At 66.1% G+C, this 14,952-nt stretch carries 13 protein-coding genes; 3 read left to right on the forward strand and 10 right to left on the reverse strand.

From position 1 onward, the window contains the following. Positions 1–24: 24 nt before the first annotated feature. Positions 25–771, forward strand: coding sequence for a response regulator transcription factor (locus tag QRO95_RS10585; protein WP_235202836.1), 747 nt, complete (start codon positions 25–27; stop codon positions 769–771). Continuing rightward, positions 768–3,092, forward strand: coding sequence for an ATP-binding protein (locus QRO95_RS10590; protein WP_285302510.1), 2,325 nt, complete (start codon positions 768–770; stop codon positions 3,090–3,092). The genes QRO95_RS10585 and QRO95_RS10590 overlap by 4 nt, the downstream gene beginning before the upstream one ends. Here the strand turns inward: QRO95_RS10590 and QRO95_RS10595 are convergent, their stop codons facing one another. The 10 genes from QRO95_RS10595 to QRO95_RS10640 form a co-directional block, all read right to left on the reverse strand. Next, on the reverse strand, positions 3,093–3,848 hold the full coding sequence (locus QRO95_RS10595) for a SapC family protein (protein WP_032127340.1): 756 nt from the start codon (positions 3,846–3,848) through the stop codon (positions 3,093–3,095). A gap of 110 nt (positions 3,849–3,958) precedes the next feature. Further along, positions 3,959–4,231: a hypothetical protein gene (locus QRO95_RS10600; RefSeq protein ID WP_005409616.1), complete on the reverse strand. Its 273-nt coding sequence runs from the start codon at positions 4,229–4,231 to the stop codon at positions 3,959–3,961. Positions 4,232–4,484: 253 nt separating this feature from the next. Next, positions 4,485–6,521 carry an elongation factor G gene (gene fusA / locus QRO95_RS10605; RefSeq protein WP_285302511.1) on the reverse strand — a complete coding sequence of 679 codons (2,037 nt, stop codon included), beginning with the start codon at positions 6,519–6,521 and terminating at the stop codon, positions 4,485–4,487. Between the two features lie 439 nt (positions 6,522–6,960). Then, positions 6,961–7,710, reverse strand: coding sequence for a hypothetical protein (locus QRO95_RS10610; protein WP_164079842.1), 750 nt, complete (start codon positions 7,708–7,710; stop codon positions 6,961–6,963). Between the two features lie 74 nt (positions 7,711–7,784). Further along, positions 7,785–8,270 carry a hypothetical protein gene (locus tag QRO95_RS10615; RefSeq protein ID WP_285302519.1) on the reverse strand — a complete coding sequence of 162 codons (486 nt, stop codon included), beginning with the start codon at positions 8,268–8,270 and terminating at the stop codon, positions 7,785–7,787. Between the two features lie 148 nt (positions 8,271–8,418). Continuing rightward, positions 8,419–9,180: a heme ABC transporter ATP-binding protein gene (locus tag QRO95_RS10620; protein WP_049463341.1), complete on the reverse strand. Its 762-nt coding sequence runs from the start codon at positions 9,178–9,180 to the stop codon at positions 8,419–8,421. After that, positions 9,177–10,220 (reverse strand): iron ABC transporter permease, encoded by a 1,044-nt coding sequence (locus tag QRO95_RS10625; protein WP_285302512.1) that lies wholly within the window; start codon positions 10,218–10,220, stop codon positions 9,177–9,179. Before QRO95_RS10625 ends, QRO95_RS10620 begins: the two co-directional genes overlap by 4 nt. After that, the gene (locus QRO95_RS10630) at positions 10,217–11,266 is read right to left on the reverse strand and encodes a hemin ABC transporter substrate-binding protein (protein ID WP_285302513.1); all 1,050 of its coding nucleotides are present in this window, start codon (positions 11,264–11,266) and stop codon (positions 10,217–10,219) included. Before QRO95_RS10630 ends, QRO95_RS10625 begins: the two co-directional genes overlap by 4 nt. A 51-nt stretch (positions 11,267–11,317) precedes the next feature. Continuing rightward, positions 11,318–12,694, reverse strand: a complete 1,377-nt coding sequence (locus tag QRO95_RS10635) for a YncE family protein (protein ID WP_285302514.1) — start codon at positions 12,692–12,694, stop codon at positions 11,318–11,320. 122 nt (positions 12,695–12,816) lie between these two features. Continuing rightward, a complete protein-coding gene (locus tag QRO95_RS10640; protein ID WP_285302515.1) occupies positions 12,817–13,845 on the reverse strand; it encodes an alpha/beta hydrolase in 1,029 nt (342 codons plus the stop codon). Positions 13,846–14,123: 278 nt separating this feature from the next. Here QRO95_RS10640 and QRO95_RS10645 point away from each other — a divergent pair, with 278 nt between their 5' ends. Then, the gene (locus QRO95_RS10645) at positions 14,124–14,894 is read left to right on the forward strand and encodes a bifunctional 2-polyprenyl-6-hydroxyphenol methylase/3-demethylubiquinol 3-O-methyltransferase UbiG (RefSeq protein WP_285302516.1); all 771 of its coding nucleotides are present in this window, start codon (positions 14,124–14,126) and stop codon (positions 14,892–14,894) included. Positions 14,895–14,952: the final 58 nt, after the last annotated feature.

Genomic DNA, 14,952 nt, shown 5'->3' on the forward strand with positions numbered 1-14,952 from the left:
TCATCAATCGGCGGCATTGAATTGATGGGCTTTACGCATCGATTCTTAGGAATAATCGCAAAATTCCAACAAGTTCGATGCTCGACGCGACAGCGGCGCCAGAATGATCGCCACGCCCTGCGGGCGCCGATCACCTCCCTGCGCATGAATGGATATCCTGCACCGCGCCGACTGCGGCTGGCACTCCTCGACGATCACGAAATCGTCCGCCGCGGCACCGCCCTGCACCTGTCCCGCGACGTCCGCTTCAGCATTGTCGCCAGCCACACCCGCAGCGATGAGCTCATCGGCAGCCTGCGCCAGTTGGCAGTGGATGTCGCCATCATCGATCTCACCCTGGCGCCTGGCGACCGCAGCAGTGATGAGCTGGTTCCCCTGCTGCGCAAGTGTTTTCCACATATCCCCCTGCTCGCCTTCGCCACGCTGACGCCAACCACCCGCATCGACCACCTGCTGGCGAGCGGCATCTCCGGCGTAGTCAGCAAGTCCGAGCCCCTGGAGATGCTGTCTGATGCCATCGTGCGCATCTCGCAGGGGCTGTGCCGCCTCCCTGCTGATTGCCTGTTCCCGGCGTGCCGCGAGGAACTCAGCCGCAATGAACGCGAAGTGCTGGACCTGCTCCTGGCCGGCCTGACTGTCTCGGAGATCGCGCTGCGCCGCCACCGCAGCGTCAAGACGGTCAGCACCCAGAAGGTCGCCGCCCTGCGCAAGCTCGGGTTGCGCAATGACGTGGAGATCTATGCACTGCGGCAGCAGCTGGAGCTCCAATGAGGCGGCGCGTTCGCCTCCGTCTGCGCACGTCGTGCACGTTGTTGCTGGCCCTGATCCTGCTGCCGGCTGCATCGGCCGAGGATGCACAGTTGCGGAGATGGTCCGCCGGCCGCGAAGTGCGGGTTGCCACCGCGCCATCATTGCGACCGCTCCCCCCAACGCTGGCGGATTCAAGCGCACTGCCCACCCTCGCCCATGGCTATGCCAGGCTTGTGGCTCGGCATTCCGGCCTGCGCTTCCGCGATCTCAACTACCCTAGCACGAGCGCAGCGGTCGCTGCCGTCTGCCGGGACGAGGCCGACCTGGTGCTGGTCATGGGCAGCCCCTCGCATCACCCGCTTCCCTGTCCCGACCTGAGGGCCTCCGGCGCCTTCCATGGCGGCAAGACGGTATTGGCTGTGCGTAAAGGCGAGCACCCGCCCCGTAACATTACCGGCGTGAGGGCGCAGCTGCTGGCCGTGGTTGACGGCGGCCCCTATGCCGACTGGCTGACGATCCACCACCCCCGGATCCGCCTCCTGCATCTCCCGGACCGCCATGCGGCCCTGGCCGCTGTTGAAAGCGGCAACGCCGATGCTGCGATCGGCCTGGAAGCAACGCTGCACTCGATGATCCGGCAGCACTTCACGGGAAGCCTGCAATTGCACCCGTTCGACAGCGGATTCTCCACCGATCTGCACCTGCTTGTCCGCCGGGAGGACCAGCAGCTGCTGGCGCGCATCGATCAGGCGCTGCGCGCCATCACCCTCGAAGAGCACGCAGGCCTGCTGGAGTTGTGGGCGCAGCAGATGCTGCCCACATCCATCGAGAGCGCGCTGGATCGGGTGCGTTCCCCGCTCCTGCTCTGGTTGCTGTGTCTGGCCGCGGCACTCATCGGCCTGCCCGTGCTCTGGCAGGCATTACGCTGGCGAATCGGCCGCGCGGAACAACGCCTCGGGCGCGCGGTGGGAATGATCAGCCATGAAGTGCGCAATTCCGCGCAGACAGTACTGGCTTCGATCGACCTGCTGAGCCAGTCACACCTGCCCAAGGGGCAGCGTGAACTGCTCGCGGCTGCCCTTGCCGCCGGCCACTCGCTGCGCAGGCTGCTCGATCGCTCGCTGGCGTTCTCGCGCCTTGCCAGCGGCAGCTTCAGGCCGCATCCCACGCCCTGCGACGTCGGCCAACTCTGTGCCCGCGCACTGGAAGCAATCCGGCCGGAGGCACTGCGGAGAGGGCTGTCACTCCAGTTGGATCGCGCGCCCGATCCAGCGCCGGTGGTTGTGCTCGATGCTGATGGACTGCGCCAGATTATCGACAACCTGCTGGGCAATGCATTGAAATTCACCGATGTCGGCGGTATCGAGGTGCGCCTGCAACTACAACCCGCCCTGTCTCCCCGGGAGCTGTTGCTGGATGTGATCGACAGCGGCATCGGCATCGCACCCGCTCAACTGGCGCTTCTGTTCCGACCATTCCAGCAGAACGAGGAGGGCCCGAGACGTGGCGGCAGCGGACTGGGTCTGACGATTGCGCACGAACTGGCCGTTGCCATGGGCGGCAACCTGACCGCACACAGCGTGCATGGGCGCGGCAGCCGCTTCACCCTGCGATTGCCGGTCCGCGCCGTTCACGGCGATCAGCCGCCCATCGAGCCGCTGCAGCAGACGCCACTGACCGGCATCGACCTGCTCCTTGTCGAAGATCATGCACTCAGCCGGCATGTCGTTGCAGAGCAACTGCGTCGGCTGGGCGCCGACGTACGCGCGGTTGCCGATGCCGACGCCGCATTGGCCGAGCATGCGCTACGACCGCGCGGCACGGTCGTACTGGATATCGGGCTTCGCGGCTCGGATGGCTATGCACTGGCGCAGCAGCTGCGCGCGCAGGCACAGGCACCTCTGCGAGTGATTGCCCTGTCCGCCCGCATGGGGCGCCGGCACGCGGCACGCTGCCGAAGGGCCGGCTTCGACGCCATCCTGATCAAGCCGCTGCAGGTTGCGAGCCTGCTGCAGGCGCTGGACCTGCCGCCCTCGGCGCACGGCACTGCGCCCGATGACACCCCTGGCGCCGCGCCGGATTACGCTGCGGACATTGCCCATGAACTGGCCAGGATTGAACAGGCCGTGCAGGACGCCAATACCTCGACACTGCGCCATCATGCACACCGGCTGCAGGGAACGCTGCAGATGTGCCGGGCAACGGATCAGGCCGGCACGGCGGCCGACCTGTGGGAACTGGGGCATGAGGCCGCGCCTGACTGGGTCGAGGCGCGGCGACTGCTGCGGGGATTGCAGCAGTGGCACGGCTCCCGCAAGGCGGAAGCCGCACCATCGGCCTGATCAGGCCGCCAGGCGCTCGACCTGGCGACGGGTCAGGTCATTGAAGCGACCCAGCGACATCAGGTGCTGATGGATCAGCGCCAGCCAGCCGCTGCGGTGCCACTCGACCACGGTCGCTTCCGGCAGCGCTACGAACTTCTCGACGTCCACCACCAGGAAGCCGTTGAGATTGAACTCGCGGCCATCCGGAGTGCGGACGGTGGCGTTGCGCTCGACCAGCAGGCCGTTGTCGATCAGCGCCTTGGAGAAGGCCTGGGTCTGTTCGTGCTCGCGGGTGTACTGGCCGCAGAACTCCAACGCCTGCTGCACCATGTCGGTGGCCTTGCCATCAACGAACAGCGGCTGGCCTTCGTCACCACCCTTGACCACGCGCGCGCTCTCTTCGTCGATGCCCAGCAGGAAGTCGTTGTCTGCACCGGTGTCGATGAAGATGAAGGGGTGGCGACGCAGGTAGGCCGGGATATAGGCCTCGTCTTCCCACAGGCCGTCCTTGATGAACAGGTTCTGGTCGGACACGCCCACGGCTGCCATCGGCACGGCGGTCGGGCCGGCGAACAGGATCGGGAAGTGGTGCAGGGCCAGCGAGAACTCGCCCAGCACCAGCGGAATGGCGTTGTTGCCGGCGGCAAACTCGAGCCTGCCCGGCAGGATGCGCAGATCGGCATGCACATCGGCCTGCAGCGGCACCGGACGGGTGTAGAACAGGGGGGCGCTGCTCGGCGCCGCTTCGGTGGTGGTGTCGCTGGTGGTCGTCATCTTGGGAACCGTTCGATCATGCGCGCCTGCCATCCCGGGCGCGCCAGCGGGAACAACCTGAATCCCGCATTATCAACAAGCTCGATGACAACGGCCACCCCACCGACGGCCTATTTCAACTGCAGGGGGTAGCGCTGCCAGAGGACGTGGACCAGGAACCCGGCCAGCTCGGTGTCGCGCGCGCTCACCGCAGCGCGGATCTTGTCCAGCAGCACCATGTCCGAGCAGGAGCGCACATCGGCGTGGTTGGCCTGCCCCGCCCGGCGCGCGCGGTAGCGCGCTGCGCGCTGCGCGTCACTCATTGCGTACCCGAACTTGGGCGGACGACCGCGCTTTCGCGGCAGGGTCAGCTCCAGGGTTCCGGGGTCTTTGTCATCACGCATGAGAGGGGTGCGGGCGGCGGCGAGCAACGGGGGGTGCGCAATTTATCGTGAGGCATCACTTTAATCCAGCTTTTTCTGCAGTTTTGTTGCGATGCAGTGCATTATCCCTGTGTCGATGCGAATTCATCCACGCATGGCGTGGATCTACTGCAGGGCCTGCAACCCAATCACCCGGTAGATCCACGCCATGCGTGGATGGGCGTTCCCGACGACAAAAAAAGGGAGCCCGCTCACGGGCTCCCCTCGCCTTTCCTTACGCAGCGTGTACCGGCTCGTAACCATGCAGGTGCGCCTCACTGCTGGCCCGCCCCTGGCTGAGAGACCGCAGCGACGTGGTGTAACCCACCAGCTGCGCCAGCGGCGCAAAGCCGCTGACCTCGGCGCGACCGTCCTGGTCCTCGATGCGGGCAATACGGCCGTGGCGGCGGTTGAGGTCGCCAACCACATCACCCACCGACGCTGACGGGGAATGCACCGTCACCGCCATCACCGGCTCCAGCAGTTGCGTGCCACCTTCGGCCAGTGCCGCCTTGACCGCCTCGGCACCGGCACGGTGGAACGCCATCTCCGACGAGTCCTTGGCATGGGTCTGGCCATCGACAAGACTGACCTCGATACCGACCACCGGATGGCCCTGCGGACCTTCCGACAGCGCGGCACGCACGCCCTTTTCCACCGCGGCGATGAAGCTGCGCGGCACCACGCCACCGACGATGCGGTCGTTGAACACCACCTGGTCATCCTCGCGCGGCGACACATCCAGCACCACGTGCGCGAACTGGCCTTGACCACCGGTCTGCTTGACCAGCCGCCCCACCACGCCGGTCATCGCTCGCAGCGGTGTCTCCTGGTAGGCCACGCGCGGCGAACCTACGCCCACCTCGACCTTCCACTCGCTGCGCAGGCGCTCGACCATCACCTCCAGGTGCAGCTCGCCCATGCCCCAGACCAGGGTTTCCGCCGTGTCGCGATCGGTTTCGACGCGGAACGAGGGATCTTCCTGGGCCAGACTGGCCAGGCCCTGCGCCATCCGGATCAGGTCGGCCGCACGCGCCGGCTCCAACCGCCAGGCCAGCACTGGCGCCTGTGCCTGGATGTTCTCCAGGCGCAGCGGCTGCGCACGGCCACTCAGCGTTTCACCGCTGACCGCGTCCTTCCAGCCCAGCACCGCGACGATGTCACCGGCCACGGCCTGTTCGATGTCGTGGGTCTGGTCGGCCTGCACCCGCACCAGGCGACTGACACGTCGACCCTGCGGATGCTGCGAACTGGCCACGGCATCACCGACCTTCAAGGTGCCCGAGTACAGCCGCACGAAGCTCAATGCGCCGTGCTGCTGGTGAGTGATCTTGAACAGCAGGCCCGCCAGCGGACCGTCTGGATCCGGCGGCAGCACCACCTCGCCGCTCTCGCTTTCAGCGGTGACTGCAGGCCGATCCAGCGGCGACGGCAGGTAATCGACCACCGCATCCAGCAGCGTCTCGATGCCCTTGTCCTTGAACGCGGCACCGGCCAGCACCGGCACGCCTGCACCGGCCAGCGTCGCGCGTCGGATCGCCGCGCGCAGCAGTTCCGCATCGATCACGCGACCCTCCAGCCAGGCATCAGCCAGCAGTTCGTCGTGGTCGGCCACGGCCTCGACCATTGCGTCGCGCTGCGGCTGCCACAGGGTGCGCGCCGCGTCGTCCCACGGGGTCACCGTGGTTACGGCACCATCCTGCCAGTGCAGCACGCGCTCATCGACAAGGTCGACCCAGCCGTTGAAGTCGCTTTCGCTGCCCAGTGGCACACCGAGCGCCCACGGCCGCGCCCTCAGCTTGTCCTGCAGCTGCTCCAGCACGCGCTCGAACGAGGCGCCGACGCGATCCATCTTGTTGACGAACGCGATCAGCGGCACGCGATGGCGACGCGCCTGGCGCCACACGGTTTCCGACTGCGGCTGCACGCCATCCACGGCCGAAAACACAGCCACGGCTCCGTCGAGCACGCGCAGCGAACGCTCGACTTCAATGGCGAAGTCGATGTGGCCGGGAGTGTCGATCAGGGTCAGCCGATGCGGCGGCAGGTCGCGCGGCGCCCACTGCGCCTGCACGGCGGCGGCGCCGATGGTGATGCCACGTTCGCGCTCGATCGCCGAGAAATCGGTGGTCGCATTGCCGTCGTGCACTTCGCCGACGCGATGGATTTCGCCGCTTTTCCATAGCAGGCGTTCGGTCAGCGTGGTCTTGCCGGCGTCGATGTGGGCAATGATGCCGAGGTTGCGACGGCGGGAAAGGACTTGGGTGTTCATGAGAAAGGTTCCTGCAAAGCCAACTTCGGGGGCCGCGCACCCCGGTTGGCGACAGGGTGCGCGGCTAGCGTTCGGTCTCGGCGATCTGGTGCATGGCACGTTCTCCTTGGGTACTGGGTAGGGTCGACTGGGTAGAGTCGACTGTTAGTCGACTCACAAGAAACGAAAACGAAAAGAGCGCCCCGGAGGGCGCTCTGTCGAAGGTCCAGCGATGGCCGATTCAACGGCCTCGTGGGGCTCCAGGCAGACACGCCCGTTCCGCGCTTGCGCGGGTCAGGGTGAAAAACTTCAGGAGCGGCATCCGGTTCATGGGGCGCATTCTAGACCTGCCAATCTGGCGCGCAAGTGAATATTGCACACATTAATAGAACAATGAGGCCGACGGGTCTCGGGGTCGGATCCCTTTGCCACGGGCAAAGGGCTCTGACCCCAGCTCAGCTCACTTGCACTCATGCAGCTTGCGCGCCTCAGCCACGGTCGCAGCCTGGTCGTCCCCCATCGAGATCCATCCCTTCAACGACATCGCCGGATCCACCTGCGCCTGGCGCGGGCCGCCGTGGACCACCACCTCGGTCCAGCTGCCGACCGGCGCCAGCTCCGACAGTCGCGCCGCCTGGTCGTCTTCGGTACTGAACATGTCGTCCGGCTCCGCAGGCTTGGCCTTGTTCACGGTCTCGGTCTTGCGCGCCCGGATCCGCAGCGCGCCATCGGCCATGCGCTGGGTAGTGACGTCATGGCGTTCCACCCCGTAGGCCCAGCTGCTTTCACCTGCGCGACGGGTCTCGCTACCGTCGTCTGCCACCACCACCGAATCCCCCGCCGCTTCGGCCACGGTCGCAAGCGAACCCAGGCCGGACATCATTGCCTGATAGGCAATCATCTGCCGCTGCTCAGCGGCCAGCGCAACGTCACCTGCCTTGCCGGCAGGAATCTGCAGGTACACCGCCTCCCTGCACAGCATCAGCACCTGCTGGTCATCCCAGCTGATGAGCACTTCATCACTGGCGAAATAGCGGGTCGTCACCGGAACCACCGGAGCGCCCCCGCCGGCGGAATACCGGCTCTCGATCAGCGAGGCCTGCTCGCCCGCGCTCATCAGCGACACCGGCGAAGTCGATGCCGCATTGGCGGCGCCTGCGGAGGCGGCCATCACGGCCAGCAGCACGCCACGCGAAACATTACAGATCATTGCATCAGTCCATTGAGAAATTCAGATGCACCATGATAAGTCGAGCAAGGCACGATGCGCCCGTGCGGCCCTGATCAGCTCATTTCCCCGTAGGTGCAGCCTACCGTCACCCATCCCGGTGAATACGAAAGATCAACAATCATCCGTACATGTCGATCACCAGGGAGCGTTTTGTACAGATTGAGTCCTTTCCAGCCATACACTCTTTCCATGGCCTCGGCATCCCAGCGCGATGACATACCCCCGATATGGTTCGCAATGGATCTCCCCCGCTCCATCTCTTCTCCAACGGGCACCGGAATTGCAAGAAGCATCTCCTGAACACCCGAAACATGCACAAGCGTCGAGGATTCTCCCCACGCCATGACAGGAGCCCGAGCCTCCCAGAGCATCAGTGCCGCGCCATTACCTTTCTTGCTCTGACTGAAATCCGTCAGGTCGCCCGCTGCAATCCGATCAGTGAAGTTGTCCAATTCCTGGTGAGTCAGCTGGCACTGCAACAAGCGGGACAGGGTCGACGATACATCCTGCTGCGCTTGAGTCGGAAATGAGAGCCCCATTGCCACGCAGAGTACCGCCGCCCGCCGGAGCATCGCCCGTTGGGCGCAATGTAGCTGCCAAAGCAGCAAGCCACTAACGCCGGTCCATTTGCGTCAAAATTGAGAGGCGCAACTACGTGCGCCCTCCACCTTCGCAGGCAGTTCCGGACTACGTCACCACCACCAGCGGCACCCCGCGCCGCGGGTGCTCCAGCACCACCACATCCTGCTGGTAGACCCGCTGCAGGTTGTCTTCGGTCAGCACCTGCAGCGGCGTGCCATCGGCTGCCACCCTGCCCTGCTCCAGCAGCACGATGCGGTCGGCATAGCCCGCGGCCAGATTGAGGTCGTGCAGCACCACGATCACGCACGCACCGGCTTCGGCACAGGCGCGCACACTGCGCAGCGTGCGTTCCTGGTGACGCAGATCCAGCGCTGCGGTCGGCTCATCCAGCAGCAGCAGCGGCGTGTCCTGCGTCAGCACGCGCGCGAACGTCGTCCGGGCGGACTCGCCACCGGACAGCTGCTGCACCTCGCGCAGGCGCAGCGCCTGCAGCTCGGCGGCATCGATTGCCGCTTCCACCTGGGCGTCGTCCACGGCTGGATCCGGCGGATGCGGCAGCCGCCCCATCGCCACCACTTCTTCCACACTGAACGCGAAGCGCACGCCGTGCTCCTGCGGCATCACCGCGCGCTCGCGCGCCAGTGGCCCGGCCTTGTAGCTGGTCAGCGGCCGGCCCAGCAGACTGACTTCGCCCGCGTCAGCGCGCAGGTCACCGGCGGCGACCGCCAACAACGTGGACTTGCCCGCGCCATTCGGGCCAACCAGTGCGGTGACCGTACCCGGTTCGAACGCCAGCGAGATGCCGTGCAGGATCTCGCGCTGCTGACGACGGACCACCACCTCGTGCAGCTTCAACAACACGCTCATGGTGCGGCCTTGCGGCGCTGCTGCAGCACCAGCCAGAGGAAGAACGGTGCGCCCAGCGCGGCCGAGAACAAGCCCAGCGGAATCTCCGCCGGCGGATCGAGCGTGCGGGCCGCGGTGTCGGCCACTACGATCAGCAGCGCACCCAGCAGGCCGGACAACGGCAGCAGCCAGCGATGCCCGGGGCCGACCAGCAGGCGTGCCACGTGCGGCACCACCAGGCCCACGAAACTGATCGAACCGGCAAAGGCCACCGCCGAGCCCACCAGCAGCGCACTGAACGCCACCAGGCGGCGACGCGTGCGGGTGACATCCAGCCCGAGGTGCTGTGCCTGGCGTTCGCCCAACGCCAGCATGTCCAGCGGCGTAGCCAATCGCTGCAACGCAAACACGCCGATGGCGAACAGCGGCACCACGGCCGCCACATCGGCCCAGTTGGCGCGCGCCAGCGAGCCCATCTGCCAGAACACCAGCGACTGCAGCTCGCTCTCGCTGGCGATATATGTAAGGAAACCGATCAACGCCGAGCAGAACGCCGCCATCGCGATGCCGACCAGCAGCAGCGTGGCGTTGCCCGTACCCTTGCCGGGCCGGGCCAATGCGTAGGTCAGGCCGATGGCCAGTGCGCCGCCAGCGAACGCGGCCACCGGCACCAGCCAACCGGCCGCGCCCGCAGCACCCAGCACGATGGCGGCAACTGCACCCAGTGCGGCGCCTTGGCTGACACCGACAATGCCGGGATCGGCCAGCGGATTGCCGAACAGACCCTGCAGACTGGCACCGGCCATCGCCAGCGACGCACCGACCATCGCGCCCAACAGGGCACGCGGAATACGCAGCTGCCAGACCACAGCGAGGTCGCGGCTGCTGACCGCGTGTGGATCGAGCAGACCCAGCTTCACCGCCAACGCCTGCATCACCTCCATCGGCGGCAGCCGCAGCGGGCCCACGGCGAACGAGGCCAGCACTGCCCCCAGCAGTGCCAGCAACGCCACCAGCAACATCGTCCGCCCGCGACGGCGGCGCCGATCCGCCGGACTCATGCCTTCGGCAACGCCGCCAGGGCCTTGGCCAGCGCCAGCGCGCCAGCACCGGAACCGACACTGGTGTACTTCAGCTGCACATCCGGCATCACCCAGACCCGATTGGCCTGCCCGGCCGGGGTCTGCTTCAGCGTCGGGTACGCCTTCCACAGGCCCTCGGCACCGCCGAACAGCTGCAGGTCATGCTCGGTCACCAGGATCACTTCCGGTGCCGCCGCGACCACGCCCTCATTGCTCAGCTGCGAGTAGTTCTTCACACCCGCCTCGGTGCCGATGTTGACGCCACCGGCCAGTGCGATCAGCTGCGCCGACGCACTGTCGGCACCCGCAACGGTGGGTGAGCCACCGGCGCCGGTGGCCGACACGTGGATCAGTCGTGGCGCATGGCCCAGGCCCTTGCCAATCGCTGCAGCCTCATCGAGCTGGCGCTGCACCTGCGTGGCAAGTGCCTGCCCTGCTTCGGCCAGCCCTAGTGCGGCGGCGACCTTGCGCACCTTGTCCGGCGCAGGCTGCAGGTCATCGATGACCACCGCCGGTTCACCCACCTCACGCAGCTTCTTCGCCAGTTCGGTGTGGCGGCGCAGGCTGTTGCCGAGGAACAGCGAGCCCTGCAGGCTCAGCACGCCCTCCACGCCCGTGGTGCGGTTGAACAGGAACTGGTGCGGGGCAGCCAGGCCGGCCTGGGTGGTGGTATTGGTCGGCGCGGCGAACACCTGCTTGTCCAGTCCCAGCGCCTCGATCACCGCGATCACGTCGTCACCACCGGCGATGATGCGGCTGGTATCGGCCACCTCGACGTCGGCGCCGTCATCGGAATGCACCTTGGCTGGCAGCACTGCCTTCTGGTCGCGCACGGCCGGCATGTCGGTGCCGGCCACGCGCTGCCAGCCTGCAGGCAACGCGGCTTCGCCAGCCGCGGTTGCGGCGGCGGCGGGCTCAACCGGCTTGCCGGTGTCCGAGGGCGTCGATGAACCGCCACAGGCAGCCAGTGCCAGCGAGACAGCCAACGGAAGCGCACACAGGCGCAGACGGGACGCGATGTTCATGCTCGTTCTCCTTGCTGGCGGGGCGACGTGCGCGCCGCCCCGCCGTGTGACTTACTGCTTCGGGGTGATGCGGGTGATGCGGTCACCCTTCGGGTCTTCGGCGCCGCGCGACTTGTTCACCGCGAACACGTTGCCCTTGCCATCGGCACGGACGTGGTTCGGCAACGTGCCGCCGTCGAGGTTGGCGACCACCTTGCCGTCACCGTTCACCACGGTGACCGTGCCAGCGCCACGGTTGCTGACGTAGGCCAGGCCGGAGGCATCATCGAAGGCGACGTTCAGCGCACCGGCGCCGACCGGCACATCGTGCAGCACCTTGCCGGCGGCCACATCGACGATCAGCAGGTTGTCGGTGCCCTGCGAGGCCACGTACAGGCGGTTGCGCGCTGCGTCGAAGGCCACGCCCGAGGCGCTGATCGAGTTGCCCAGGTCGATGACCTTCTCGACCTTGCCGCTGGCCACGTCGATCACTGCCGCTTCCGGGGTGCCGATGCTGACGGTGAACAGCTTGCCGCCCTTCTCGTCCAGCACCAGGCTCATCGGGGTGAACTTGCCGTCGTCCACGCCGGACTCCAGCGTCACCGCCGGCAGTTCCTTGAGGGTCTTGGCGTCGAACACCGACAGGTGGTCCTCACCCGTGGCCGAGGCAAACACCTTGCCGTGGGTGCCATCAACCACCACGTCGCGCGCGTGCGGCACGGCATCGACCGGGAACTGATGGACCAGCGACAGGTCCTTCTGGCGGTAGACCGCGATGGAGTTCTGGCGGGTGTTGGTGACCCACACGTTGCCGTTGGTGTCATCCACGCCGACGCCGTAGACCGCGTACACCGCACCATTGGTGCTGCCCGGCACCTGCGCCGGGGTGATCGCCTTGGTCACCTTCAGCGACTTCGGGTCAAGCTTCAACAGCTGCGACTGGGTCACCGGCGGGCGGCCCACGGCCGAGGTCACGAATACCGCGTTGCTGGCGGCGCTGTAGGCGGACTGGTACAGGCCCGGCACCAGCTTGTTGGACTGGGTGGCGAACTGCGCCTGGCCGGACAGCGGCAACTGCGGCGAGACGCGCAGCTTCAGCACGGTGGCTGCAGCCGGCTGGCTGGCGCGCACCACCACCGGGTGGGTGCCCGGCACCGCGTCGGTCGGAATGCTCAACTGGGTCTTGAAGTTGCCATCGGCATCGACCACCAGCGGCTGCGTGTTGAGCACGCTGTCGCCACGCAGCAGGCTGACTTTCTGGCCCGGTACGAAACCGCGACCGACCACGTCGGCAGTGCTGCCGGGAACCACGTTCTCACCGCGCGAGACGACCTCGCCCTTGAAGGTGGCGTTGGCCGGCTGATCGAACACCGGCTGTGCGGTGGCGGTTACGGCCAGCAACAGGCCAGCGGCGAGAGAGGTGAGACGGAAAGACGGACGGAACGACATGGAAGGCTCCTTGCACACGTAGGCCGCGCCACGTGACGCGGGATTCATCGGTTGCCTGGGCCGCTGCACATCGGCAGCCTCGCCTGGGTAGTGGGGTCGCACGCCTTGGCATGCGAAGGGATTCATTCGGCGGCGTTGTCACCGCTATTGGGCGCGCCGTCACCGGCACTGCGGTCGGTCACGCCGTACAGTTCATGAAGCGCGGCATGGAACGACGCAGGCAGCATCGGGCCGTGACCGAGGCCGTCGAACTCGCGGTACTGCACGCGCATGCCCGGCACCTTGGCCAACCGCTCGGACAGCTGCATCGCCGCATCCGGGGTGGCGCCACCGATGCGGCGCAGGTGCGCGACCACGCGCGGATTGTTCATGTCGCGCTTGCCGCGATCACCGACACGCTCGGCACCGCCCAGCATCAGCCACAGCTTCGCTGGCTGGCCATGCACGTTCTGCACGAACTGCTGTTCCGGATCACCCAGCGCCGCGCCCTGGCTCCACCACAGCGACGGACTGGCCGCCAGATAGGACTGGAAGGCGGCGGGACGGGTGTACAGCGCATTGAGCACGAACAACCCACCCAGTGAGTGGCCCCAGAGTGCTTGCTGCTGCGTATCAATGCGTGCGCGGCGCTCGACTTCCGGCTTGATGCGGCGTTCGATCACATCCAGGAACGCGGCAGCACCACCGCCAACCGCCTGGGTCGTACCGCTCTCGTCGTCGGCGCGATCAATCCACGCGGTGTAGTCGCGGGTGCGCGCCTTGGAATCGATGCGCAGGTCGTTGTCGTAGCCGATCAGCACCAGTACCGGTGGCGCCTTGCGTGCGGCCAGTTCGGCCAGCAACGACTGGTCCAGCACCATGGCCACGGCATTGCCATCCAGCGCATACAGTACCGGCGATGGCGTCTTGCCGGCCTTGGCCGGAATCGCCAGGTTCACCCGCCAGCGGCGTTGCTGGTCGGGACTGTCCACCACGAAATGCTCGAAGCGATAACTGACCGCCGGCTCGTCGAGCACGGTGTGGCCGATCTTCTGCAGCGGATTGCGCTGCTGCGCATGGACGTACGGGGTGGCCAGGAGCAGACCCATCATCAAGGCGACCAGGCCGCGGGCCAGTGGACCACGGCGCGAAGGCGGGACGAAATGCTTCATCAGCGGCGGCAGAAGCGGCTCACGGCCGCCGGTTCACAAGGGACCGCAGTCTACCTTAAACGCGAATGATTATCACATCGATCGAACGTCACACTGTGTATCACGCGCGCATGAGGGCCTTCGGCACGAAACGAGGCAATGGGCAGGCTGGATTCGCGCCACGGCCATACGGCAAGCTAGGCGGTATCAACAAGAACAGGGACTGTCATAGCGTGTACGCCATTTGCCGCAGCCTTGCCCGAAAAGGGCTCGACACGATTCGCCCACACGTCTTCCCCGTGAGCATACCGACCACCGAGAGGCCCGCGTGCAACATCTGCGGTTTCCGCCTGCGAGCATCCCGCGAGGCCATCGCCGAAAGGGAAACCCGCAGCTGTATTGGCTGCGGATCCACTCTGCGCTTCCGTGCCCTCATGGCAGCCCTGCAGTCGGAGATGGACCAAGCGCGGGAGATCCGCGTGCTTGAGCGGATCCCCAGGCGCGGACAGATCAAGGGAATCGGCATGACCGACGCCCATATCTACACTAATGCCCTGCGGCGCAAGTTCGATTACATCAATACCTACTTCCACAAGCGCCCCATGCTGGACATCCGTCACCCAGCCGCACACTACCTGGGAAAATATGACTTTGTTGTCAGCTCAGATGTACTGGAACACGTGGATGGGCCCTGCGAGCGCACGCTCGAAAACCTGCGGGCATTGTTGAAGCCGGGTGGGCTGCTTGTGCTCACCGTTCCCTATGGATTTCACGAGGTCACGATTGAGCACTTCCCTGAGCTCAACGACTACCGGATCGAGGGCAAAGGTGCGGATCGGGTTCTTGTCAACATCACCAGCGATGGCAGGGAGCAACGATTCTCTGACCTGTCCTTCCATGGTGGTGACGGCTCAACTTTGGAACTGAGGATCTATTCGTATCTTCACCTGGTGCGATTGCTGGGGGAAGCCGGCTTTGTTGACGTCAAGCTGCACGATAGCCAATACCCGCAATGGGGCATCATCCACGACAGCCTGCTGGGCTTGCCTATAACGGCACGCGCTGCATAGGCCGTCAGCCCCCTCCGGTATCCTGCCTCGCGCAACCGACACCCCCTTGCAAATGACG

The sequence above is a fragment of the Stenotrophomonas maltophilia group sp. Smal13 genome (assembly GCF_030236855.1).
GTDB lineage: Bacteria > Pseudomonadota > Gammaproteobacteria > Xanthomonadales > Xanthomonadaceae > Stenotrophomonas > Stenotrophomonas maltophilia_A.

What these genes read in the sequence shown, in the direction of transcription:
- QRO95_RS10640 (WP_285302515.1), bottom strand. Translation starts at nt 13,845, where the DNA reads ATGAAGCATTTCGTCCCGCCTTCGCGCCGTGGTCCACTGGCCCGCGGC.
- QRO95_RS10625 (WP_285302512.1), bottom strand. Translation starts at nt 10,220, where the DNA reads ATGAGTCCGGCGGATCGGCGCCGCCGTCGCGGGCGGACGATGTTGCTG.
- QRO95_RS10600 (WP_005409616.1), bottom strand. Translation starts at nt 4,231, where the DNA reads ATGCGTGATGACAAAGACCCCGGAACCCTGGAGCTGACCCTGCCGCGA.
- QRO95_RS10595 (WP_032127340.1), bottom strand. Translation starts at nt 3,848, where the DNA reads ATGACGACCACCAGCGACACCACCACCGAAGCGGCGCCGAGCAGCGCC.
- QRO95_RS10590 (WP_285302510.1), top strand. Translation starts at nt 768, where the DNA reads ATGAGGCGGCGCGTTCGCCTCCGTCTGCGCACGTCGTGCACGTTGTTG.
- QRO95_RS10620 (WP_049463341.1), bottom strand. Translation starts at nt 9,180, where the DNA reads ATGAGCGTGTTGTTGAAGCTGCACGAGGTGGTGGTCCGTCGTCAGCAG.
- QRO95_RS10615 (WP_285302519.1), bottom strand. Translation starts at nt 8,270, where the DNA reads ATGGGGCTCTCATTTCCGACTCAAGCGCAGCAGGATGTATCGTCGACC.
- QRO95_RS10635 (WP_285302514.1), bottom strand. Translation starts at nt 12,694, where the DNA reads ATGTCGTTCCGTCCGTCTTTCCGTCTCACCTCTCTCGCCGCTGGCCTG.
- fusA (WP_285302511.1), bottom strand. Translation starts at nt 6,521, where the DNA reads ATGAACACCCAAGTCCTTTCCCGCCGTCGCAACCTCGGCATCATTGCC.
- QRO95_RS10630 (WP_285302513.1), bottom strand. Translation starts at nt 11,266, where the DNA reads ATGAACATCGCGTCCCGTCTGCGCCTGTGTGCGCTTCCGTTGGCTGTC.
- QRO95_RS10610 (WP_164079842.1), bottom strand. Translation starts at nt 7,710, where the DNA reads ATGATCTGTAATGTTTCGCGTGGCGTGCTGCTGGCCGTGATGGCCGCC.
- QRO95_RS10585 (WP_235202836.1), top strand. Translation starts at nt 25, where the DNA reads ATGGGCTTTACGCATCGATTCTTAGGAATAATCGCAAAATTCCAACAA.